The sequence below is a fragment of the Mariniradius sediminis genome, from assembly GCF_021491425.1.
Taxonomy (GTDB): domain Bacteria; phylum Bacteroidota; class Bacteroidia; order Cytophagales; family Cyclobacteriaceae; genus Mariniradius; species Mariniradius saccharolyticus.
Genome location: NZ_JAKEVZ010000012.1, coordinates 108,546 through 132,052 on the forward strand (window position 1 = coordinate 108,546; position 23,507 = coordinate 132,052).

General features: G+C 47.4%; 16 protein-coding genes and 1 other RNA gene. 8 read left to right on the forward strand and 9 right to left on the reverse strand.

What is annotated here, in order from left to right:
• Positions 1 to 8: 8 nt before the first annotated feature.
• Positions 9 to 1,925: an NADP-dependent phosphogluconate dehydrogenase gene (gene gnd, locus L0U89_RS15480; protein WP_234862350.1), complete on the reverse strand. Its 1,917-nt coding sequence runs from the start codon at positions 1,923 to 1,925 to the stop codon at positions 9 to 11.
• Positions 1,926 to 1,957: 32 nt separating this feature from the next.
• On the opposite strand from gnd, the gene L0U89_RS15485 reads away from it, so the two are divergent.
• The 7 genes from L0U89_RS15485 to L0U89_RS15515 all read left to right on the forward strand — a co-directional run bounded on the left by L0U89_RS15485 (position 1,958) and on the right by L0U89_RS15515 (position 14,255).
• Positions 1,958 to 3,433: a DUF294 nucleotidyltransferase-like domain-containing protein gene (locus L0U89_RS15485; protein WP_234862351.1), complete on the forward strand. Its 1,476-nt coding sequence runs from the start codon at positions 1,958 to 1,960 to the stop codon at positions 3,431 to 3,433.
• 265 nt (positions 3,434 to 3,698) lie between these two features.
• Entirely contained in the window at positions 3,699 to 6,026 is a 2,328-nt protein-coding gene (locus L0U89_RS15490; protein ID WP_008627122.1) for a PIG-L family deacetylase, read from the forward strand.
• Positions 6,027 to 6,107: 81 nt separating this feature from the next.
• Positions 6,108 to 6,992, forward strand: a complete 885-nt coding sequence (locus L0U89_RS15495) for an ROK family protein (RefSeq protein ID WP_234862352.1) — start codon at positions 6,108 to 6,110, stop codon at positions 6,990 to 6,992.
• Between the two features lie 101 nt (positions 6,993 to 7,093).
• On the forward strand, positions 7,094 to 8,461 hold the full coding sequence (locus L0U89_RS15500; protein ID WP_234862353.1) for a cystathionine beta-synthase: 1,368 nt from the start codon (positions 7,094 to 7,096) through the stop codon (positions 8,459 to 8,461).
• A 171-nt stretch (positions 8,462 to 8,632) separates the two neighbouring features.
• Positions 8,633 to 11,353, forward strand: a complete 2,721-nt coding sequence (locus tag L0U89_RS15505) for a PSD1 and planctomycete cytochrome C domain-containing protein (RefSeq protein ID WP_234862354.1) — start codon at positions 8,633 to 8,635, stop codon at positions 11,351 to 11,353.
• A gap of 2 nt (positions 11,354 to 11,355) precedes the next feature.
• Positions 11,356 to 12,864: a DUF1501 domain-containing protein gene (locus L0U89_RS15510; protein WP_234862355.1), complete on the forward strand. Its 1,509-nt coding sequence runs from the start codon at positions 11,356 to 11,358 to the stop codon at positions 12,862 to 12,864.
• Positions 12,864 to 14,255, forward strand: coding sequence for a c-type cytochrome domain-containing protein (locus tag L0U89_RS15515; RefSeq protein WP_234862356.1), 1,392 nt, complete (start codon positions 12,864 to 12,866; stop codon positions 14,253 to 14,255). The genes L0U89_RS15510 and L0U89_RS15515 overlap by 1 nt, the downstream gene beginning before the upstream one ends.
• Here the strand turns inward: L0U89_RS15515 and L0U89_RS15520 are convergent.
• The 5 genes from L0U89_RS15520 to L0U89_RS15540 all read right to left on the reverse strand — a co-directional run bounded on the left by L0U89_RS15520 (position 14,252) and on the right by L0U89_RS15540 (position 19,988).
• On the reverse strand, positions 14,252 to 14,599 hold the full coding sequence (locus tag L0U89_RS15520; protein ID WP_234862357.1) for an ArsC/Spx/MgsR family protein: 348 nt from the start codon (positions 14,597 to 14,599) through the stop codon (positions 14,252 to 14,254). The two genes, L0U89_RS15515 and L0U89_RS15520, sit on opposite strands and share 4 nt — an antisense overlap.
• Positions 14,600 to 14,878: 279 nt before the next feature.
• Positions 14,879 to 16,306, reverse strand: a complete 1,428-nt coding sequence (locus L0U89_RS15525; RefSeq protein WP_234862358.1) for an AAA family ATPase — start codon at positions 16,304 to 16,306, stop codon at positions 14,879 to 14,881.
• A 174-nt stretch (positions 16,307 to 16,480) separates the two neighbouring features.
• On the reverse strand, positions 16,481 to 17,776 hold the full coding sequence (hemL, locus tag L0U89_RS15530) for a glutamate-1-semialdehyde 2,1-aminomutase (RefSeq protein WP_234862359.1): 1,296 nt from the start codon (positions 17,774 to 17,776) through the stop codon (positions 16,481 to 16,483).
• Positions 17,777 to 17,783: 7 nt separating this feature from the next.
• Positions 17,784 to 19,457 (reverse strand): ABC transporter substrate-binding protein, encoded by a 1,674-nt coding sequence (locus L0U89_RS15535; RefSeq protein ID WP_234862360.1) that lies wholly within the window; start codon positions 19,455 to 19,457, stop codon positions 17,784 to 17,786.
• Positions 19,458 to 19,607: 150 nt separating this feature from the next.
• Positions 19,608 to 19,988, reverse strand: a complete 381-nt coding sequence (locus L0U89_RS15540; protein ID WP_234862361.1) for a hypothetical protein — start codon at positions 19,986 to 19,988, stop codon at positions 19,608 to 19,610.
• Positions 19,989 to 20,281: 293 nt separating this feature from the next.
• On the opposite strand from L0U89_RS15540, the gene ssrA reads away from it, so the two are divergent.
• Positions 20,282 to 20,686, forward strand: a transfer-messenger RNA (tmRNA) gene (ssrA, locus tag L0U89_RS15545).
• A 130-nt stretch (positions 20,687 to 20,816) separates the two neighbouring features.
• On the opposite strand, the gene L0U89_RS15550 is transcribed toward ssrA, so the two are convergent.
• The 3 genes from L0U89_RS15550 to L0U89_RS15560 all read right to left on the reverse strand — a co-directional run bounded on the left by L0U89_RS15550 (position 20,817) and on the right by L0U89_RS15560 (position 23,456).
• Positions 20,817 to 21,029, reverse strand: a complete 213-nt coding sequence (locus L0U89_RS15550; RefSeq protein ID WP_008627144.1) for a hypothetical protein — start codon at positions 21,027 to 21,029, stop codon at positions 20,817 to 20,819.
• A 247-nt stretch (positions 21,030 to 21,276) separates the two neighbouring features.
• Positions 21,277 to 21,972 (reverse strand): ABC transporter ATP-binding protein, encoded by a 696-nt coding sequence (locus L0U89_RS15555; protein ID WP_234862362.1) that lies wholly within the window; start codon positions 21,970 to 21,972, stop codon positions 21,277 to 21,279.
• On the reverse strand, positions 21,969 to 23,456 hold the full coding sequence (locus tag L0U89_RS15560; RefSeq protein WP_234862363.1) for a DUF5687 family protein: 1,488 nt from the start codon (positions 23,454 to 23,456) through the stop codon (positions 21,969 to 21,971). Before L0U89_RS15560 ends, L0U89_RS15555 begins: the two co-directional genes overlap by 4 nt.
• Positions 23,457 to 23,507: the final 51 nt, after the last annotated feature.

Sequence of the window (23,507 nt, forward strand, 5' to 3'; positions counted from 1 at the left end):
ATTTGGGTTTAAGATGGATGTGGAACACTGGCTTTCCAATCACTGTGGAAAAAGGCCCCACTTGGGTCGTCTTTACGCTGATAGGTATGCGCACCGAAATAGTCTCGTTGTGCCTGAATGAGATTGGCGGGGGAATCGGTCGTGATGCGGCTGAGGAAATAATTGGCAGCGGCAGACATGACGGGGAGTGCATGGCTATGCTGCAAGCCCAAGCCAACGATGTAGGTCAGGTCCAATTTCATTTCCTTGATTTTTGATTTGAGTGATTTGGTGGTGAAAATGGACGTGTTGTCCTTGAAAATTCCCACCAACTGCTCCATCATGGTAGAGCGGATGATACAGCCATTGGTCCAGATACGGGCAATCTCGCTGAGATTGAGGTTCCAGCCTTCTTTTTCCGATACCGTTTTCATCAAGTCGAAGCCGACTTCATGATTGATGAACCGCGTGAGGGCATAGGCGTTTTTGAGTTTCTCGATCAAAATGACCTTATCCTCCGCAAAGGCGCCGAATCTGTGTCCATAATATTCCGCCAATTCGACCCGATTAGATTTGTTGCTGGAAAGCATCCGGGCAGTCACGGCTTCAGACAAAGGACTATAAGGCACTTGAAAGTTCAAAGCAGTGGTCAAGGACCAGCTGCCGGTTCCTTTTTGGCCCGCCTTGTCCAAGACCATATCCAGCAGATATTCCCGCCCATCCCTTACCAATAAAATATCGGCAGTAATTTCCAACAAATAACTCCTTAGGCCTTCGTTTGCCCAATTCTTCAACACTTTCGAAATTTCAGGATAGGTGAGTTTGAGTCCATATTTCATCAATTGGTAAATCTCAGCCAAAGCCTGCATTTCAGCATACTCGATGCTGTTGTGCACCATTTTTATAAAATGTCCCGAGCCGGCGGGGCCGATATAGTCGACGCAGGGATTGGCATGGGTATCTTTTGCGGCGATTTTTTGCAGGTAGGGTGCCAGGATATCAAAGGCTTCCCGGCTTCCACCCGGCATCAGCGAAGGGCCTCTACGAGCGCCCTCCTCTCCACCGGAAACGCCCATTGCTACAAAGTGAAGTCCCTTTTCCTCCAAATCCTTCACGCGTCGATTGGAATCCTCATAAAAAGAATTCCCACCGTCAATCAGGATATCTCCCGCCTGCAACGAGGACTCCAATTGGGCGATTTGTTGATCGATCGCCGCGCCGGCAGGGATCATCAGGAGTATCTTCTTCGGCGATTGAAGCGATGAAAGAAAACCTGCCAGATCATCAAATCCCTTCAACAACGGAAATTCAGTATTCTCCTCAGCAAACTGGCTGGCAATGTTCTCCTCTTTCCCCTCCACAAACCGATTGTAAACCGAAACAGGAACGCCCTTTTCAGCGAAATTCAACGCAAGACTTTTTCCCATCACGCCCATTCCGATAATGCCGATATGGGAAGCTGCTTGGGATATTTCAGGATAAGACAACACCTCCTTTACCATTTCTTCTGGAGTTTTGGTGATATCCATTTGATAACCGTAGCCAGGTTCCTCCCAAGTATTGAGTTGGGAATCGAGCAAATCGGGGTTCATGTAATGGCCCTTTCTTGCGGCCATCCTTTCGGCAATGACTTCCTTCATGCCTTTGAGGTGCAGCCAGATAATGTCCGGGACGGTTTGAAGCCTTTCCCGATATACTTCCCGTAGCGCAGAGCAAGCCAAAATCCCCCCACCGGATGATTCCCATTTTTGGATATTTCCCGCTAGGTGATCAAGCCAAGGCCAACGGTCGTGGTCGGTCAAGGGAATACCGTGGGTCATCTTCTCGATATTTGCTGTGGGATGGAAGTCATCCGCATCATAAAAAGGCAAATGAAGATTCTTTGCCAAAAGGGAGCCCAAAGTGGTTTTTCCGCTCCCGGATACACCCGTCACAATGATTATCATAGCCGAAATTAAGAAAATTAATTATTTTCACCATGTTTACTTACGCAGGGCAAATGGCTGCTTCAGAAAATCTTTCCGATCATTTTTATACCAAAAAAGTCGCCGACCTGCATCACCGTAGGCTGTTGGTTTTTCATCCCAAGACTCCCGTTTCCGGCGTGGCAGCGGCCATGGCCGAAGAAAAAATGTCCTGCGTATTCGTAGGTCTTGGGGAGGATGACATCCAAGGCTATGTCACTGACATCACCCTCCGTGACAAGGTATTGGCCAAAGGAATATCTGCGGAAATTGAAGTTGCGGAGATAATGGATTCGGGTATCGTCTTTATCCTAAGACAGGCATTTCTCTATGAAGCTTTGCTGCTGATGTTTCGAACAAAGACGAGGTATTTGCTCGTCCGCGAACATGGAAAATTTGTCGGGTGGATATCCAGAAACAAGATCCTCTCTGAACAGGCGCAGGGGCCCTTCATGTTTATCCAATCCGTGAAGCAAGCCTTGGACACTGAGGAACTCGCCTCGAAATGGGCGCAACTTCCCTCGATTATCCACGACCTGTTGTCAAAGGGGATGAAGGCCCAAATCATCAACCAGATCATCACGGCCATTTCAGACGCCATTTCGCTCCGGATCATTGAAAACGTGATCCATGAAATGGGCCCGCCACCGGCAAAGTTTGTCTTTTTTGTATTGGGAAGTGAAGGGCGGTCCGAGCAAACGCTTAAGACCGACCAGGACAATGCAATCATTTACGAAGACAAAGCCAATGAGCAACGGGAGATTGTGCGGGAATACTTCCTGGAGTTTGCAGATCGGGTTTCCACCGACCTGGACCGGGTCGGTATCATATTCTGTAAGGGTGGATACATGGCCAAAAACCCCAAGTGGACCCATTCGCTATCGCACTGGCAACGCAACTATGAAAACTGGATCCAGGAGTCCTCACAGGAAACAGTAATGAAGTACGCAACCTTCTTTGACTGCAGGCCGATTTTCGGGGATTTTTCGCTTTTGGATCAATTGAAGGCATTTATGGGAGATTTACTTGAAAAAGCTCCGGAGCGCTTTTTTATCAATATGGGTTACAATGCGCTGCAATTTGAACCGCCACTTTCATTTTTCAGGGGTATCAGAACCTACGAAATTGATGGGGAAAAACATTTTAACATCAAAAAAACGATGACCCCCATTGTTGACTTAGCCCGGGTGTATGCCTTACACCACAGGATATTTGAAACAAATACCGGAGAAAGAATCAAGGCGCTTGAATCATTGGGTGTCTTTTCACACAAGGAATCCAATGAACTCAGCCACGCGTACTACTACTTGATGGGACTTCGGCTCGAAAAACAGTCGCTACAATTGCTTCAAAAAGATGAAAAAGCATCCAACCATGTAAATATTGACCATCTGACGAAGGTCCAAATGGTCACATTGGTGGAAATCTTCAAAGTGATCAAAGAATTTCAACTGAAAATCAGGGTGGCGTTTACTAAAAATATATTTTAGCAAATCGAAAAGATCTTTTTTAAATTTTTTATAAAAGTCTATGATTTAATACAAAAGTTTTTTTATTTTGTGTAGAAAATAAAATCCCAATAAAATTTCTTATTTGGAAAGATTGGTAATTGCAATGCAGATTAGAATAAACCAATCTTCTAAAAAGGGAACGATTACCAAAATTTATGATCGGAAGAAAGATTTCTAACCGAAACTTCTCCCTGACAAATCCAGCGTACGAATCTGATAAACCCAGCAACATAACTCCATCTATATGCTCAGCAAATATCCGCTTTCAGAAGTAGAAAAAGCCTTTCAGAAAGAATCAGGAATTGAGAACATCAGCACGCTGATACCGTATCTCACGGTCGATAACTTCCCAAAGCTCGGTTTGATCACGGCTTGCCGATTTTTGGAATGGGTTTCCGAAAACCCCCAAGGCGTCATCAGTCTTCCGACTGGAAAAACTCCCGAATACTTTATCAAATGGACGCAGTTCCTTTTGGAAAATTGGGACACAAAAAAAGGGAAAGAAGTGCGGGACCGCTACAATATGTCAGCCCTAAAGAAGCCCAACCTGAAGGATTTGACATTTGTGCAGATCGATGAATTCTACCCGATTTCTTCCAAGCAGAAAAACAGCTTCTTCGACTACGTCAATAAATTCTACCTGGAAGGATTTGGCATGAGCAAGGAAAAAGCCATCCTGATTAATTCGGACGAGATCCCTTTGGCTGGCGGCAAGCACTTCAAGGAGGTTTTCCCTGATTTGAAGGTGGATTTGTCCCTCCGCTTCCGCGATCCGATAAATGCCCTCGAAAAAATCCAGCAGCAGTCCATTTACATGATTGACCATTGGTGCGGGCAATATGAACAGCGCATCAGGGATGCAGGCGGCATAGGGTTTTTCTTGGGCGGAATTGGTCCAGATGGACATATAGCATTCAATACGCGGGGATCGCACTTGTTTTCGACCACGCGTCTGACAGAAACAAACTTCGAAACCCAGGCCGTAGCCGCGGGGGATTTGGGTGGAATCGAGGTTTCTGCCAATAGACTAGTGATTACAATTGGCCTTGAAACCATCGTTTACAATCCGGAAGCAGTCGGCATTATCATCGCCGCGGGTGAAGCCAAAGCCCAAATCGTCAAGGATTCTTTGGAAACACCCCTGAGCAATATCTATCCTGGAACAGTACTGCAAAAACTCAAAAACGGACGTTTTTACCTGACCAAAGGTGCTGCAGTTCGCCTGACCGATTCCGTGGACGCCTATTACAAAAAAGGCGAATGGACCTGGGAGAAAACGGAAAGATCCATCATTGATCTTTGCAAAAAGATCCAAAAGTACGGCCACAGGCTCAAAATGGAGGACCTGAAGGCGGACAAATACACGTCGATGATTCCGGGGCTATCCGAAGACACGGTCAACCAAGTGATGAAAAGTGTGGTTGAGAAAATCAACCGCGGTACAGAAAAGGAAAAAAACCAAGTACTGCTACATACCGGCCCGCACCATGATGATATCTCTTTGGGGATTTTGCCACACATTACAAATCAATTGGCGGAAAACACCAATGAAGCGCATTTCTCTGTATTGACTTCGGGCTTCACGGCCGTGACAAATTCATTTGTGATCGATACTCTTTTACAGACCAAAAAATTGCTGGACGAAGGCTTGATCCAAATGGTCCATTACGATGACTTTTTTGACGTAGGCTACAAGCTGAAAACCGATAAGGATGTCTATCACTTCCTGACCAATGTGGCTTCCGAACACCCCGACCAGAGAATAAGAGGTCTATGCCATAGGGTCGTGCGGGCATTGGTGGACATTTGGGAAGTAAAAAGTAAGGCCAAGCTGCGCGAAACCATCAATGACGTGATCAGCATTCTGAGAAACTCCTATGACGGCGAGAAAAACCCGGCCAAAATCCAGAAGCTGAAAGGTATGATCCGGGAGTTTGAGGAGGAATTGGTTTGGGCGCATTTTGGGGTACAGGTCAAAAACGTCCACCACCTACGCTTGGGATTCTACACTGGTGACATTTTCACCGAACAACCCGATAAAAAGCGTGATGTGGAACCGATCGTGGAATTGTTCAGAAAAGTTAACCCAACTAAAATAAGTTTGACATTGGACCCAGAAGGTTCTGGGCCAGATACCCACTACAAGGTACTTCAAGCAACCGCAGAAGCGGTCCGTCAATGGGGATTGGAAAAAGACTTGAGCGAATTGCGCATCATTGGTTACAGAAACGTTTGGTTCAAATTTGAACCCCACGAGGCCAACGTGATCGTGCCTGTTTCACTCGGAGACATGTCAGTGATGGAAGATTCCTTCACCAATTGCTACCTGAGTCAGGTAAATGCTTCCTTCCCTAGCTATTCGCACAACGGGAAATTCTCCACTGTTGCGAAAAGAACTTGGGTGGGACAGTTAAACGACATACAGTTGCTATTGGGTAAAAACTATTTTTACCTCCACGATACGGCAAAGGTTCGGTCAAGCCACGGCCTGATATTCTTTAAGGATATGAATGTCGAGGAATTCTTGGCCCATGCGAGGGAGTTGGAAAAATCCATCGAGGGAATGCTTTGAAGTACGAGAAAATAAATGGCCGGGAAGAAAGTCCAGCGCAAACTTTCTTCTGCGGCCGTTGAACTTTTGAACAATAAACCTATGCTGAAAACCGAAAGACCTATTCTTGGCTTGGACATTGGCGGCACCAATATCAAAGCAGGCGTGCTCGTCGGATCCGAGTTGGTGGATATCCGAATGATCGAAACTCCCTCACAGGAATCCCAGGAGTACATCCTCGAGACGATCGCCGATCTGATTGGCACCTATCTTCACCACGATTTTTTTGCGATTGGAGTAGGTATTCCGGGCCTGATAGACACGGATTTGGGCATTGTGCTCAATCTTGAAAATATCCCTTCCTTCAAAAGGGTACACCTCCGCGAGTTTTTGGAATTGAGGTTCGGCAAACCGGTATACATCAACAATGACGCGAATTGCTTTGCGCTTGGGGAATACAAATTTGGCGCAGCAAAAATCTATAAGCATGTAGTCGGAATCACGCTTGGCACCGGACTTGGCGCAGGCATTATTGCGAATGGACACCTTTATTGTGGTTTCAACTGTGCGGCGGGCGAATGGTGCTCAGCCCCCTATTTGGACCAAGACTTTGAGTTTTATTGCAGTTCCAAGTTCTTTCATGCCAAATACCATGCAAAGGCAAAATCACTTTCGAAGCGGGCGAAAGATGGAGACAAAGAGGCATTGCGCGCTTATGAGGAATACGGGCACCATTTGGGTGAATTGATCAAAAACATCCTGTACACGCTAGCGCCCCAGGCAATTGTCTTAGGTGGATCGATTAGAAAAGCTTACCCCTTTTTCAGGGAAAGTATGCTGGCCAATATCGCCACATTCAAGTATCCCTCCGTGAGTGCCAACCTCAAAATCTTGATTTCGGAACTGGATGAAACAGGCATACATGGTGCAGTGGCGCTAGTGGATGAATATGCCGTACCCGCGGAGCCAGTTGAAAAAAGCATCTGAGGCAACCGTTATTTTTTCAGAATAATATTTGGATTCGTCTGCCACGACTCACTTGGGTCTGTAATAATTCGTACCTTTCGGCAGATTTGAACCCAAATAGTATGATCTACAATTCCATTATCGAGACCATTGGCAACACCCCCATGGTTCGCTTGAACAGAATCAATAAGGGCATCAAAGGAGAAATCCTCGTCAAAGTTGAATACTTCAATCCCGGGAACTCCATGAAAGACCGGATGGCCATCAAGATGGTAGAAGACGCCGAAGAGGCCGGAATCCTAAAGCTCGGAGGCACCATCATCGAAGGCACGAGCGGCAATACGGGAATGGGCTTGGCCTTGGCGGCAATAGCCAAGGGATACCGCTGCATCTTCACAATGGCAGACAAACAATCCAAGGAAAAAATCGATATCCTCAAGGCCGTCGGGGCCGAGGTTGTCGTTTGCCCAACCAACGTGGCACCCGAGGATCCTCGATCATATTATTCCGTAGCAAGACGTCTCAACCAAGAAATCCCGAATTCATTCTACCCCAACCAATACGATAATCTTTCCAATTCACTGGCGCACTACGAAACGACCGGCCCCGAAATCTGGAAAGATACGGAGGGTAGGATTACGCATTACGCGGCGGGCGTCGGTACAGGAGGCTCGATGTGCGGTACCGCAAAGTACCTCAAGGAACAAAACCCCGATATCGTGACCGTGGGCATCGATACCTATGGCTCAGTTTTCAAAAAATATAAAGAAACAGGAGTATTCGATGAAGATGAGATATACCCCTATCTGACCGAAGGTATCGGCGAAGACATTCTCCCAAAAAACGTAGACTTCTCACTCATTGATCATTTTATCAAGGTCACGGACAAAGACGCTGCCGTAATGACAAGGAGGCTTTCCCGTGAGGAAGGGCTCTTCGTGGGCTGGTCCTGTGGATCGGCTGTACACGGTGCCTTGGAGTATGCCAAAGAAAACCTCAAGGAGGGTGACGTGATGGTCATCATCCTCCCAGACCATGGCACACGCTATCTCGGCAAAATCTACAACGACGATTGGATGCGCAACCACGGCTTTCTCGAGGACAAATCCTTCGGCACTGCAAGGGACATCATCGCCTCTAGAAATGGCAGCTACAGGCTGGTTGTCTCCCAGAAAAACGACACCGTAAAGGACGCTATCCACCTGATGAATCAAAAGGGCGTATCCCAGATTCCCGTGGTGGAAGATGGTCAGGTTGTCGGGAGCATAACCGACAGCAAGCTGCTTTCCAAAATCATCGAAAACCCGGAGTTGAAGGATGCAAAAGTCTCCGACGTGATGGAAAATTCGATGAAATTTGTAGCCTTGGACAGTACGCTCGATGTGCTCAGTAGTATGCTCGACAAGGAAAAAGCGGTCCTTGTCAGGGACGACAAACACCAGATACACATCGTCACCAAGCATGATCTCTTGGAGGCCATGACCAAATAAAGATTTTTCAGCAATTCATGAAAAAGATACAGGAGGCGCAATACGGTTTCGAGGCCATTCGTCGCAGAAATCGAGAAACCCTGCGTCTCCTACTCCCATTTTCCCCGATTCTCACATCCTGTTTGCGAAAACTCCAAAATTCTGTAATTTGACCGAAATAGCGTCAATTACATGTTTCCCAAAGGATTACCTGTTTTTATCACCCTTGCCTTTCTTTTCCTTGTCGGATTGGTCATTTGGCTTTGGCCGGAAGACCGCGTTGACTTCAGTACGGAAGTAAAGCCAATCCTGAACAAACATTGCATTTCCTGCCATGGCGGTGTCAAAAAAAACGGTGGCTTCAGCGTACTGTTTGAGGAGGAAGCATTAGCCCCGACCGAATCAGGGATTCCAGCCATTATCCCCGGCAGTCCCAACCAAAGCAACCTCATCAAGCGGCTCCATGAAACCGATCCCGAGTTACGGATGCCTTACCAAAAACCCCCGCTTTCTGAACAAGAAATTGAAATCCTGAGGAAATGGATCAAACAAGGCGCAAAGTGGGGAGATCATTGGGCCTATGAAAAAGTAGCAAAACCAGAAGTACCGAATCGTCCACAATGGAAAGAGGGGATCAAAGCATCTACCTTGGATGCCTTTGTAATGGAAAAACTGGATGAAAATGGGCTTCAGTCCTCCGCACCGGAATCCAAAGGCAGGTTGCTGAGAAGGCTTTCTTTGGATATCACAGGCTTGCCACCCTCCGAAGGCCTCGCCAAAGAATGGAAAACCGGGCAAGTGGACTTGGATCAAGTCGTTGACAGGCTGCTTTCTGACAAGGCTTTTGGCGAAAAATGGGCAAGCTGGTGGTTGGATTTGGCGCGCTATGCAGATACCAAAGGCTATGAGCGGGATGTGTCACGGACGATGTGGCCTTACAGGGATTGGGTGATCGACGCACTGAATGCGGATATGCCCTTTGATCAATTTACCATCGAGCAGCTCGCCGGGGACCTTCTTCCCCAACCGACGGACACGCAATTGAAAGCCACAGCCTTTCATCGAAACACCATGAACAACGATGAGGGCGGAACGCAAGATGAGGAATTCCGGGTAGCTGCCGTGCTGGACAGGGTCAATACAACCTTTGAAGTCTGGCAAAGTACCACGATGGCATGCGTGCAATGCCATAGCCATCCCTACGATCCGATACGGCACGAGGAGTATTTTCAAGCAGCAGCCTTTTTCAACAATTCCAGGGACGAAGATACCCACGATGAGGAACCCAAGCTGCGCATGTATGAAGCGACTGATTTGGCTGAAATTGAAACCGTCAAAAATTGGATCAAGGACTTTGGCAAAAAGGAAGATGTTAGATTCTACGGTGATTTCCTCAGATTCCAGGAGCCCAAATACCATGCGCATCTCTGTGAGGACTTTGACAAGGCCGAGCTGATCGATACCAAATGGCTGGGCCTTTGGCCTGGCGGATCAACATATCTGAGAGATGTTTATACAGGCCGCTCCGACCTTTTGCTGCTGAATTATTGGGCGGATGTGGACGGAACCAAGATGAGTATCCGTGAAGACGGTCCAGACGGACGGGTCCTCAGCCAATTTGTCATCAACAAAACCAATGGTCGAGTGACGCGGGCGATACCCTTTTTACCCGTAGATGGAAAGGTTGACCTTTTCATTTCGGCCGAAAATCCAAGAGCCAAAGCCCAACAAAACACCTCAGCGATCGTATGGTTTGCCTTCGTCCCTTCACTTCCCGGAAAAGACAATACGGGACACGCAGGCATGCAGGAGAAGTTTATCAGCCTGCTCAACCAAAAACCGCTCACACTACCGATCATGGGTGAAAACCCAAGCTTCATGCAGCGGGAGACAAGGGTATTTGAAAGGGGAAATTGGTTGCTGCTTGGCGAAAAAGTAGAGCCGAAGACTCCGGCGGTCCTGAACCCTTGGCAAGAAAAATGGCCCAAAAACAGACTTGGATTGGCCTATTGGCTAACTGACGAAGAGAACCCCTTAACAGCACGCACGGTCGTCAACCGGGTTTGGCAGCAGCTGTTTGGTAGGGGCTTGGTCAACACCTTGGAGGACATGGGTACCCAATCCGATACGCCATCACACCAGGAATTGTTGGATTATTTGGCTTGGCAACTGATGCACGAATATGATTGGAGCCTCAAAAAGCTGATCCGGGAAATCGTGCTTTCCAATACCTATCGACAAAGCTCACAAATCACACCGGCAATCCTTGCCGCAGACCCGGAAAACCGCTGGTATGCCCGAGGACCGAGGATAAGGCTTAGCGCCGAACAGATCCGCGATCAGGCTCTGGCAAGTACCGGTTTGCTGAGCAGGAAAATGTATGGCCCGCCAGTCATGCCTGAGCAGCCTGAGGGCGTTTGGCAGACGGTCTATAACGGTGAATCCTGGACAACGAGCGAAGGCGAAGACAGGTACCGACGCGCAGTCTACACCCTGCTGAAAAGGACAAGCCCCTACCCTTCCTTCATCAGCTTCGATGCCGGTAGCAGGGAGGTCTGTCTCAGCAAACGCATCGTCACCAACACACCCCTGCAGGCACTCGTCACCCTCAACGACCCAGTCTACATCGATGCGGCGCGCGAGATAGCAAAAAAAATGCATACACTCGGTGAGAAACCCCAGGAAGCGATCGCGTCAATGTATGGATCGATGATGCTGGAAGAAATCCCACCTGCAAAACTCCAAGCTTTGACAAAATTGTACGAACAGGCATTGGAAAACTATCGCCAGAAACCCGAAATGGCCATTGAGTTGATTTCCCAATCTGAGCAAAAAAATAAAAATACACTTGCCGCTTATGTGGTGGTAGCCAATGCCCTGTTGAACCTGGATGAATTCCTAACCAAACCCTGATTATGCTAGGACTTGAGAGACTATTAAAAGAACTCCAGCACCGCCAATTGGAAGAGCAGACGAGGCGGCACTTTCTCCTCGAATGTGTCAGCAAAATGGGTGGATTGGCACTGGCGCCGCTGCTTTTCTCCTGTGAATCAAATCCCAAAATACCCGCGACTCAGCAGGTTGCCTTGAGTCAGCGTACCCTAAATCCCCTTTCCCCCCAGCCTCCCCCGCACTTGCCCAAGGCGAAGTCGATCATCTACCTCCACATGGCAGGCTCGCCTTCACAGCTAGAATTGTTTGATTTCAAACCTGAATTGGTGAAATACGATGGAAAAGCCTGCCCAGAGTCGCTATTGGAAGGGAGAAAATTCGCCTTTATCCGCGGTGTCCCCAATCTTTTGGGGCCCCAGTCCAGTTTCCGGCAACACGGTGAATCCGGCGCATGGGTCTCGGATTACCTGCCGCACTTTTCCAAAGTCGTGGACGAAGCAGCATTTCTCAAAGCCGTCCATACCGACCAATTCAACCATGGCCCCGCCCAACTATTCATGCATACCGGTAGTCCGCGTCTCGGAAGACCAAGCCTCGGGAGTTGGGTGACCTATGGCCTCGGAACAGAAAACCAAAACCTGCCAGGCTTTGTCGTGTTGACCTCGGGCGGAAAAACCCCCGATGCAGGCAAAAGTGTTTGGGGTTCAGGTTTCCTGCCTTCTGTCTACCAAGGTGTACAATGCCGCTCCAAGGGAGACCCTGTGCTTTACTTGCAGGATCCAAAAGGGATCTCACGGGATTTGAAACAAAACATCATCAGTGCCATCAATGATGTCAACAAATTGGAATATGAGCAGTACGGAGATCCTGAGACACTGGCCCGGATCAATCAATACGAAATGGCCTATCGGATGCAGATCGAAGTCCCGGAAGTGATGAATATCAACGATGAGCCCGCATACATCCACGAACTCTACGGCACCAAGCCAGGTGAGGAAGCATTTGCGAACAATTGCCTCCTGGCCAGAAAGCTCGTCGAAAAAGGCGTCCGCTTTGTCCAGCTTTTCGATTGGGGATGGGACAGCCACGGCACGGATCATTCGACGGCGATCGACTTGGGCTTCAGAAACAAATGCAATGAGATCGACCGCCCGATTGCAGCGCTATTGATGGATTTGAAGCAAAGGGGAATGCTCGAGGATACGCTCGTCGTCTGGGGCGGGGAGTTTGGCCGAACGCCGATGCAGGAAAACCGGGAGGGAAAAACCATGGGCTACAAAGGCCGCGATCACCACGTGGAAGCTTTTACCATGTGGATGGCCGGAGGCGGGATCAAAAACGGCAGCTCCTTTGGCGAGACGGACGAATTGGGTTTTGGCGCAGTCAGTGGCAAGGTCTCCGTGCACGATATCCATGCCACCATCCTCCAACTGATGGGATTCAACCATGAGCAATTTACCTATGATTTCCAAGGGAGACCGTTCAGGTTGACAGATGTAGAAGGCCATATCATCCAAGAAATCCTCGCTTGATGGCATTTCTCGCACTCATAGAACTACTAGGAAGAATGCATCCCCTATTGGTACACCTGCCAATCGGGTTCCTCATTTTTGGGATTTTCCTGATTTTCTATTCCAAAAAAGAGAATAACTTACTCCCGGCCGTACGCCTTGCGGTGATACTTGGGCTATTGGCGGCTATTGCGTCCGCGATAAGCGGCTGGCTGCTCTACCAATCGGAGGGATTCGCGTTTGAAACTGTCCGTGGGCATTTGATAGCTGGTGTGATCACCAGTATACTTTCAGGATGGCTACTTTGGGTATCCCACCGAAGGACAGCGGTCGACCGCAGTATCAAATGGATATCCGCCGCCTTGGGAATCGCGTTGCTGATCACAGGCCATCTTGGCGGCAACCTGACACATGGAGACGATTACCTGGTGGAGGTTCTTCCAGAACCGGTTCAATCATGGCTTGGATATGAACCAGAAGCCCCCAAACCCATTGCCTTGGATCCAGATCAATGGCAGGAGGCCTTGGTCTATGAAGATCTCGTGATGCCCATTCTCCAGCAAAACTGTGTAAGTTGCCACAGTCCCAAAAACAAAAAAGGTGGCTTGATGCTGACTTCCATCGAGGCAATCCAGCAGGGAGGGGAAAACGGGCCTGTTTTGACAAAAGAGAACCCACTTGAAAGTCCCTTGGTCGCGCGCATGCTTTTGCCTTTGGACCACGAGGACCACATGCCTCCAAAAGAAAAACGGCAGCCGGAGAAGGCCCATATCGAATTGCTGAAGGCCTGGATCGCTGCCGGGGCGGACTTTTCAAAAACGCTCGGAGCAGCAGGGATCGAAAAAAACTTGCTTATCCCATTTTTCAAAAAAGAATCCATCCCCGACTTTCCCATCACGGACCTCCCCCCTATTCCGGTGGATAGCCTGAAAGTTTTTGCCGAAAAGGGAATCCTTGTCGAACCCATCAGCCTCGACAACAGCTTACTCAAGGTATCCTGTATCAACTTTGCTGACTTTACCGACGCTGATTGGGAAATGTTGGAGGGTATCGGTTCCCACATCGCTTGGCTGGACCTCAGCGGGACAGCGGTAAGCGACAGCCTAATGGTACATGTTGCAGGGCTTCCCAACCTCACCGTCCTGAAACTCAGCAACACTGCCCTGCGGGGTATCCTTTTGGAAAAACTGAATGCAAATACCAACCTAAAACGGCTCTACCTCAATCAAACGGAAGTCGACTGGAACACTTTGGAAGTATTGAAAACCCATCCCAGCCTCATGGGATTATTCGCCTACAACACACCAGCTTCCAAGAGCGAAACACCCGATTGGGCGAAAAAATGGGGAATCAAACTGGAGACAGGCGGCTATCAGTTACCTGTGGTGGAGACAGAGAAGGTGGTTTATTAAGGTAGCTTCTCCATGAGCCCCTCAAGCCCCGCCACGACACTTCCATCTGGGAACAAAGCGATCGGCCTTTTGATTATGCTGCTCTTTTGTATGAGTAAGGGGAGACCTGTGGATGGGCTATCCATCAAGGCTTTTTCCGCATCCGAAAGCTGGCGAAAGGTGCTTCCCTTGCGGTTGACGAGCGTATCGTAGCCCAGCTTTTCCGCAAAGCTCGACAGCAAAGCGCTATCTGGCGCTTTCTTTTTGTAATCCATCAACTCGTACGCGATCCCCTTTTCTTCCAGTAAATGGAAAGCTTTCTTCATGGTATCACAGTTTTTGATGCCGTAGATTTTGAGTGACATGGTTATGGGTAAAATTTCTTGGAGAATATATTTTTCAATTCTTGAGGCTTTCTTTTTGTCGAAATCGCTTTCAAAAATCAGAAACCTCAACTCGCTAAATCGTTACCAATTTGGCAAGAAATATCTATCTATTGGTCAAAAAGGTCGGGTTCTTCACCAAAATTATCCGTTTTTGAATGGCACAGCATCCTACTTTGGTATAAAAATCCTTACGGTGCCAACCACCAGACTACGGCTGAAAGTCTGCTTGTCAAACTGTTTGGCCTCCGAATACTTCCATTATATCCCTACAAACAAATCATCCATCGTCACTTCACTCTGCACCAGCAGGTTACTGTAAGTGTTGCGATGAAGGCCATAGGTACTGACAAAGGTGAAATGGACTGCTTTCCGCGTTTTGGAGATTTCCTTAAACGTGGAGATCTTGGCCCGCAACTGGTCTGCGTATTCCTTGGTAATCGTAAAGGTATCGAGGTGATACTTGCATTCGCACACTGTGATCACATGATCCCGACGGTCAATCAGGAGATCGATCTGGGCGCCTTTGCCTTCCATCGTCCCTCGCCAGGCAGCATGCTCCGCCTGGATACCGCTGATACCCAGAGCCTTTTTGATCTGTGGAACATGGTCGAGACAAACCTGCTCAAAGGTGAAACCTTGCCATGCCCGATGACTGGGCTGATCGATGAGCTGTAGCCAGTCGGTGCTTTGGGGCCTTTGCAGAAAACGGAAATAAAATGCAGTGAAATAATCCGACAACCTGTAAAGGGTATTTTTTTGTTTCCTGTCCAAGGACGGATAGGAAGTGATAAAGCCGCTCTCTTCCAAATCCTCCAAGACTTTGCTTAGCGTTCCGCCAGACTGGATTCCCGAGACCTTGATGATTTCACTCCGGGACATGCCGTATGTTTTGCTCGAAATTGCCTCCACCACATTTTCATAGACTTCATGCCGCTTGAAGAGTGCTCTGTACAGGTTGTGAAACTCATTGCGAAGCAGACCATTCTTTTCAAAAAAGAGACTTTGAATCGTTTGGGCAGCACTTTTTCCAGGCTCCACGGCACTCAGGTAATAGGGAATTCCACCCATACACATGTAGAGTTGGGTGATTTGGTACCGGTCGAGTTGGCAGTTATTTGACTGCAATAGTTCCTCCGCTTCGCTGAGGGTAAAGGGCTCGATCTTCATCTGGGCAGTCACGCGGTTGTGAAGGCCTCCCGTGCTATTGATGACTTCGGTCAGCATCCAAGAAGCTGCCGACCCGCAGACAATCAGCAAAACGTCCTGCCTATGTGTAGCCCAAGCATTCCAAAAATGCTCCAAAGCGATCAAAAAATCAGACCCGTGGGTTTGCATCCAAGGAAGTTCATCTATGAAAATGACTAGTTTGCCATCTTTCTTTTTGTCTTCCAGATAGGATCTCATTCGCTGAAATGCCTCCAACCAATTGGCGGAGGGCTTATCAAAAAACAAGGGAGACTGCCTGTTCATCTCCGAATCGAAGTTGAATAACTGTTGCTCGGTAGTCGCATTGGCCAATCCACTGATAAAAAAATCAAATTGGTATTCGAAAAATTCCTTGATAAGAAAGGTCTTACCGACCCTTCTCCGGCCATAGACAGCCAAGAATTCGGATTTCTTGCTCTCCAGCAATTTCCTCAGTCGATCCTGAGGAGCTCTTCTCCCAATCAGGTGCTTGTTTCGCATACGTGAAATATTTACAGCCAAAACTTACACAAATAAACAGTTTTTGGCTGATAAAAATATATTTATCAGCCAGAATTGAATGAATTTATTCACTTCTGGCTGCAAAAATTCATTTTTGATTCAAAAAAAGAGGGAACAGATCCCCTTTTTTTATCAATCTGCTCAAAAGACTTACTATCTACCCATCACCTCTATGATCGACTCCCCATGCGCTGTTACGATTTTTCCAACCAAGTCCTCAGTGAGCGCGGTGGACAAAAACAGGGATTCGTATTGGGATGGCGCAAGGTAGATCCCTCGGCTTAGCATGGCTTGGAAATATCTTCCGAAAAGCGCAGTATCTGATTTTTTGGCAGTCTCGAAGTCGTAGACCTCTTGATCCGTGAAAAACAAAGTGTACATACTTCCCAACTGATTGATGGTGAAGTTCAGACCCAACTCATCCAACACCGATCTAAAGCCAGTCACCAGACTATCTCCGATCGCATTGAGCTGCAAAAAAACCTCCGGATGGCTGTCCAAATGCCGCAGCATCGCCAATCCGGCTGCCATCGCAATCGGATTCCCGGACAAAGTTCCTGCTTGGTAAACCGGTCCAGAAGGTGAAACAAAGTCCATGATTTCCTTTTTGCCTCCATAGGCACCGACAGGCATCCCGCCTCCGATGATTTTACCCAGCGTGGTCATGTCGGGAGTAACACCAAAAAGCTCCTGTGCTCCGCCCTTTGCCAATCTGAATCCTGTCATCACCTCGTCAAAAATCAACACGATGCCTTCGCGGTCGCATATCTTGCGGAGTCCTTCCAAATAACCAGGTTTTGGCAATACCAAGCCCATATTGCCGGGAACTGGCTCAAGGATGATGGCCGCGATTTCATTTGGGTTTGCGGCAACAAGACTTTCAATGGCTTCAAGGCTATTGTAGGGAGCGAGCAAGGTGTCTTTTGCCGTGCCGAAGGTCACGCCGGGGGAATCCGGATTGCCCATGGTAATGGCACCGCTGCCTGCAGAGATCAGGAAAGAATCCCCGTGCCCATGGTAATGGCCCTCCATCTTGATGAACTTGTCCCTTCCGGTATATCCACGCGCGACCCGAATGGCGGACATCGTAGCTTCTGTACCCGAATTGACCATCCGGACTTTTTCGACCGAAGGCACCATCGAAATGATCAGCTCTGCAATCTCCACCTCCCGGGCCGTGGGAGCACCAAATGATGTCCCGTTTTCCAATGCCCTCACGATCGCCTCGCGGATCATCGGATGGTTGTGTCCGAGGATCATTGGTCCCCAACTGTTGATCAACTCAATGTAGGCGTTGTCATCCTCGTCATAGATGAAGGCGCCATCGGCCCGCTTGATGAAAAGCGGGTCTCCGCCAACCGCCCTAAAAGCACGAACGGGAGAATTGACTCCTCCCGGTATGAATTGTTTTGCCTTTTCAAAAAGGGCCTTACTCCTGTCTTTTCGCATTTGAGATTTATTTTTCTACAAGCACGCCGTTCTCGAGAAATAAAACTGGAACGTAGCTATTGTTGTTGCTTTGATTGAAATCTGACCCATATAAAATCCTTCCTTTTTGGAATCCGCGCTGGTCAAGATTTTTCCTAAAGTCAAAACCTTTGCTTGGACCGATGGTCTCGGTTACCCAATACAATAACTCGTATCCAAGGTAGGCATTGGCGGGTGGTTGGCTAAGGAACCTTTCCTGAAAACTGGTCCTGAACTTTTCAAGGTTTGGGTTGGAAAAATCCACTGCGTTGTTGCCGATGAAATGAAAGATTTGGTTTTCTAGCATTTCATAGCTGGCAAAATTGAAATACAGCCAACTGTCCATCACCAAAATCGGGGTTTGGATGTTCTTCGCCTCCATAAATCCAAAGGTACTTTGGGCCAAATTGGGATCATCTGAAAGGATCATTACGAGATCCACATCGGCCCTCTCCCCATTGCGAAGTCGAACTTTGTCAAAAAAACCGTTAATTGTTCTTGGATTGACTTGCTCGGCGACGGCAATACGATAACCTTTTTTGTTTGCAATCTCCTCGACTCGTTTGGCAAGTTGCTCGTCTCTTGTGGCATTGGAATAGGCAATTGCAATCCGTTTTCCGGCAATATTGCCACCTGCAAATTCCATGACTCTCCCTGCAATGGATGCCACAGAGGGCCTAAACAAATATGCAAATTCCAATCCCTCGATTTTGTCATCCACATTTGAAAGCGGATTGACAAATGGAATGTCATTTTTCTCCGCAAACTGTGCCACCAATTCGGTCTCTTCAGGATAAATGGGTCCAATAATCAGATCCGCATCCGTCACGAAACTGTCTGCCAAAACTAATCTTAACCTGTTAAGATCCCGTTGGGTATCATAGCTTCTCAAGTTTATTTTGTAGCCCACTTGTTTCAATTCATCTAAGGCAAGCCTAAGTCCTTGGTAAAACTCAAGCACAAAATTTCCCGATCCAAGGCTTGCAATGTCTGTGACACCGGCATAATTGAAGGGTAAAATGATCGCAATATCCAAAGTTTGGGGATTTTTTGTGGTAGGTATATTGCCTGGGCCCGATGAACTGCTTAGCTGTTGCAAAACCCTGCGCTCGTCGGCAGACAGGATCGACTGTTTTTCAAGTTGGCCTTTCATTGCAAGTCGATAGCCTTGGTTTTTTTGGAATTTGCTGAAGTTGGCAACCAAAAAACTAACCGAGGCATTCTCAAGGTATTTCAAACTTGCCTTTTCTGCCTCTGCGTAAATCTTGGTATCCTTGATGTTTTCTATTTCTGTCAGAGCGGCCTGAAAGTTGCCATCTTTGAAGTGAATCAGCGCCAAAAGATACCTGACATCGTCTTTTTGTTGCCAGGAAGCATCCTGGGCCAATGGCATGAGGACGGATTTTGCCAATTCATTTTGATTGTTCTGGAATGCCGCCCGTGCAAAGTGATAATTGGCGTACTTGGATAGCGCTCCGTAGTCTCCCTCCATGTAGGGCCTAAGCAGATTCATGGCGTCATTGTAATTGCCATAGCTGATCAATGTTTTTGCCCTTTTGTAGGAGGCAAGCTGGTCTTGACCGAAACTATAACTGGAAAAAATCGACAAAGACAGGATCAACAGGAAACTGACCTTTAGGGGGGATATTTTCAAGTGGTTCATTGTTTCTTCCTACCAAAATTGGTTCCGAAATTACAGGATTTTTGGCCAAATGAAAAAGAAAGACATACGGGCAAGGGTACATCGCCCCTCCAAAAGCACGCGATATTGACCAAAAAGTGACCTTGAGGAGTTGCAAACAAATCTCTCCTGTTAGGAAGTCATTCGGTTTTTACGGGTAAGATTTTTTATAAAATCCACTTTCCTAAACCGCAACGCTGACCAATCCGCATCAATGGCAATCTGTCTCACGCCTTCGAATCCGTTTTGCCCCAAGACTTCCCAACCCGTATCCCGGTTGATACTGGCTTTATACTTCTTCGAAGTACCCTTTGGATAGGCCATCCAAAAAACCTGGTCATTTTGGATATTGTCCTTGATCTGCGAAAAATTGCGGGCGATTCCCTCTGCAGTAGTCGCGAAAGAAATGAAAAAATCAGCGGCTGCAGGCTTCTCGACCACAATGCCTAGATTTGTCCATTGCATGGCTGTGGGAAGGAACTCCGATGGTATCTCCGCCATGAAAATTTTCATTCCTTCTTTGAAATTTAGTTTGCTGAGTAGTTCGGTCATAAATCCAGATCTTTGAAAGCGAGTCTTGACACAAAAAAGGCTTGTTTAAAACACTCCCATTCCTAAAAATAGGGCTTTTTTTCCTTTCAAAACTCAACCTCAGTAAGAAATTCAATTTGGAAAAACATCGCCAAGAGACACCGCCGACGGCTTCTTCTACAAATCGAACATGCTTCCCCCATTGCGATCCAAAGATGACAAAGGTCTGTTTTGGGAACTAATTTGGGTCTATCTTTGTCACCACGTTACAATTTGGGGCTGACCGGTTTTGACAGTAGGTGTGAAGATTGGGCCCGCATGCAGGCTGAAGTATGTACGGCCTTGAAAGATTCATACGAACACAACTGGCGAAACTTCTTACGCCATGGCTGCCTAATCTCTCCTTAACTCGGATGAGACCGGCTTAAAGGGTTGAGTACCGATAGGCGCTCCCCGGCCACATCCCGCTACCTGTTGCGCTGTCCGGGTGGACTTGGGGTGTCGACTAGACAGCGATGCTCCCTGCGAGGCTGCTAAGCAGGGCTAAGACAAGCGGCTAAGCCAAACATAGGTGTGTCACCCAGCAGTGTTTTGGTCGAAAACCCAACCGGTGACTAAGCATGTAGACGGTACAGTGTTTCCCTATCTGGACGCGGGTTCGACTCCCGCCAGCTCCACAAAAAAATTCCCCCACCCTAACTCCTTCAAATAGGGTGGAGGATTTGGTAAATGGTTAAAAAATACTCCTTCAATCGTATGGGTCAGCGACAGTCCAAATCGTCTGCCTGATACCCAAATTCCCTTTTTTATTTATAAAAGCAGTGCGCTTTTCAGGCCTGCGGCGATTTTTTTGCTGAATGAACTTTGTACTTCTCTTGCGTCGTCCTTTCTGATCGAAAGGAATGAAGTCCTGTCCCTGATGATGTCCCAAGCCATGTCTTTGGCTTCTCGTTCTGTGCCGGCGTCGGTTTGGATTTGAAACTCGATTCCGTTGATTTCCAATTTGATATAGTACTTTGCCATAACCTAAGTGTTGAAACAGTGAGTGATTTTTTGCGAGATATTTAGATTCAACAGCTTTCGCTGTACCGGGCACTATCAAACTGTCTAAAACATATTTGATGGTTCAAAGTACATTTTTTTATATTTCAAAAACAAATATTTCGCAAAAAAAATTTCCAACTTTTTTCAAAATCCCCTTCTAATCATCATTTAGGGGGTTTTTGCCCAAAGTTGGAAATCGTAAAAATTTGGAATCTATTTAAGCCGATCAGGTTCCAAAGTAGCTGTTCAGCGTTTCCACCATGTGTTCTTTCTCCTGCAAATCCTTGATGACCTTCCCTTTTTCGAGCAAGACAATCCTGTCACAGATCTCCGTCACATGGTTGAGGTCATGGCTGGAAATCAGGAAAGTGACCTGTCTTTCAGACTTTTCCTGGAGAATCAATTTTTTCAGGCGCACTTGGGAACTAGGGTCCAGGTTTTCGAAGGGCTCATCCAGCATCACAACCTCGGGATTGCCCAGCATGGCGGCCGCAATTCCCACTTTTTTGAGGTTGCCCTTGGAGAGGTCCCGGATGTATTTCTTTTTTCCCTGGATTTCATCATTAAACAATTCCTGGAATTTCCCAAGGTGCAGCTTCAAATCCTCCACGGAGAGTTTGTAAATCTTCCTGAGCGTCTCGAAATACTCATCTGGTGTCAAGTAGGAAAGCAACATATGCTCGTCCAGAAATGCACCTACCCTTGATTTCCAGTTTTCCGTTTTGCTCACATCCATCCCGTCCAGCAATACACCGCCGCCGGTGGGCCTCACGAGGTTGAGCATAATCCTGAATAGCGTCGTCTTTCCTGCGCCGTTGTTACCTACCAGCCCAAAGCATTCTCCCTTGGGAATCTGAAGCTCCTCCACATCCAAGACAACCGCGTTCTTGTATTGTTTTTTGAGTCCCTGTACCGATATCATAGTTCTTGTCTAAATGAAGATGAAATTTCGTATTGATTGGCCATTACTTTCCTTACTGCGATTTTGGACAAATAGGGATACGCCACCAAACCCGCTGCACCCACTACGCCCAATGCGAGCAATCCGACATATTGGTCAAAAATCAAGGCAAACGGCAGGTAAATCGCATAGGGTGCCCCCATCATCGGAATGATCATCAGAAACTGGGCAACACCCACGCCTTCGTAGTTGAACATTGCACCTTTGTTGAGATCCATGGGTTTGGGTTTCCAAAGCGCCAGGTTGATCACCATATGGATAATCACGCCCACATTGAAAAGAAACGTGGCGATGTGGATCAGCAATATTTCCAAACCGAAAAACACGTAGGGAACCGATGCGAGAAAACAAATGACGGAAGTACCGATGAAAAGAAGGTATTTCCCCTTTACCAAAGCCTCCAACCCGCCTTCTTTCAACATGTAGAAATCGAAATTGGAAGAATTCCAGCTGAGGAAAAGCTGCCCGTACTGAAGCATAAATATCCCCGTGATAAATGACCCTACAAATACAAAGAAGTGGCTGAAGCCCTCCTCCGTCTTGTATTGTGGATTTGCATAGAAAATCAATCCGTACAGCAGGAAAAATCCAGCCAACATGAGATAGGTGCGGCTTTTCTTATGGCGAATTATAAGTTTCCATTCCAAATTGGCGAGCTCGCCAGCCAAGCCGAATCTATTGAATACGCCAAATTCCTGATTGACAAAGCGGACCTGTTCCTCTTCCATCAGGTCTTCCAGATAGGCATTTTGGTAGTAAAACTTATATGCCAAGTAATACATGCCGAGAAAAACCCCAAAGAGACAAATCACCGGAACAGCAGAAACCAGAGACCAATCAAACAGAGGCTTCACCCAATCGCCCAAATTGAACCAACCGAAATAGGTAGAGCCTGAAGTCAGCAACAAAATGCCAAATATCACCGCGAGGCCTTTCCAACTATCCTCAAACTTTTGCTTGAACCATAGCATCAGCCAATGCAGCGACCAACTGCTCAGGCAGACAGAAGCCAGCCAAGAAAACGCCGCAAAACTCCCGAACCTAGGACCTACCTCTTGAAAGGCAAATGGTGTAAACATCAGCGGAGCAATCAGGCTGAGCGGAGAAACAAATGACCTACCAAGCAAGAAATGGATGATTTTGCTCTTTTTGATCGGCAAGTGCAGAAACCGCTCCAGCTCAATCACAGGAAGTTTCTGGACAAAATACCGATAGATAAACTCAAACAAAAAGAAAAACACCAAGTAGCTCGATAGGGTGGCGTAGGAGTCTTCCTTCTCGAATCCTTTTTCGATGATGACTTTAAGAAATAATCCCAAAGCAAGGACATATCCCAACAACAAAACAGCCAAAAACGCCAAGAAAACAGCCACAAGGGCGCTCTTGGCAAAGGCGGTAGAGCGGATTGTTTTCAAAACCTCAAGTCTGATCAATTCTACAACCATAGCAAAAATGGATTTAATAGGTTTTCAAGTAACTTTAGCGACAATATAGCC

Excerpts from the sequence above, each read along its gene's own strand:
- L0U89_RS15520 (WP_234862357.1), bottom strand. The coding sequence starts at position 14,599 with ATGTCACTCAAAATCTACGGCATCAAAAACTGTGATACCATGAAGAAA.
- L0U89_RS15535 (WP_234862360.1), bottom strand. The coding sequence starts at position 19,457 with ATGAACCACTTGAAAATATCCCCCCTAAAGGTCAGTTTCCTGTTGATC.
- hemL (WP_234862359.1), bottom strand. The coding sequence starts at position 17,776 with ATGCGAAAAGACAGGAGTAAGGCCCTTTTTGAAAAGGCAAAACAATTC.
- L0U89_RS15485 (WP_234862351.1), top strand. The coding sequence starts at position 1,958 with ATGTTTACTTACGCAGGGCAAATGGCTGCTTCAGAAAATCTTTCCGAT.
- L0U89_RS15505 (WP_234862354.1), top strand. The coding sequence starts at position 8,633 with ATGTTTCCCAAAGGATTACCTGTTTTTATCACCCTTGCCTTTCTTTTC.
- L0U89_RS15550 (WP_008627144.1), bottom strand. The coding sequence starts at position 21,029 with ATGGCAAAGTACTATATCAAATTGGAAATCAACGGAATCGAGTTTCAA.
- L0U89_RS15510 (WP_234862355.1), top strand. The coding sequence starts at position 11,356 with ATGCTAGGACTTGAGAGACTATTAAAAGAACTCCAGCACCGCCAATTG.
- L0U89_RS15555 (WP_234862362.1), bottom strand. The coding sequence starts at position 21,972 with ATGATATCGGTACAGGGACTCAAAAAACAATACAAGAACGCGGTTGTC.
- L0U89_RS15515 (WP_234862356.1), top strand. The coding sequence starts at position 12,864 with ATGGCATTTCTCGCACTCATAGAACTACTAGGAAGAATGCATCCCCTA.
- L0U89_RS15560 (WP_234862363.1), bottom strand. The coding sequence starts at position 23,456 with ATGGTTGTAGAATTGATCAGACTTGAGGTTTTGAAAACAATCCGCTCT.
- L0U89_RS15490 (WP_008627122.1), top strand. The coding sequence starts at position 3,699 with ATGCTCAGCAAATATCCGCTTTCAGAAGTAGAAAAAGCCTTTCAGAAA.
- L0U89_RS15495 (WP_234862352.1), top strand. The coding sequence starts at position 6,108 with ATGCTGAAAACCGAAAGACCTATTCTTGGCTTGGACATTGGCGGCACC.
- L0U89_RS15500 (WP_234862353.1), top strand. The coding sequence starts at position 7,094 with ATGATCTACAATTCCATTATCGAGACCATTGGCAACACCCCCATGGTT.
- L0U89_RS15540 (WP_234862361.1), bottom strand. The coding sequence starts at position 19,988 with ATGAAAATTTTCATGGCGGAGATACCATCGGAGTTCCTTCCCACAGCC.
- L0U89_RS15525 (WP_234862358.1), bottom strand. The coding sequence starts at position 16,306 with ATGCGAAACAAGCACCTGATTGGGAGAAGAGCTCCTCAGGATCGACTG.
- gnd (WP_234862350.1), bottom strand. The coding sequence starts at position 1,925 with ATGATAATCATTGTGACGGGTGTATCCGGGAGCGGAAAAACCACTTTG.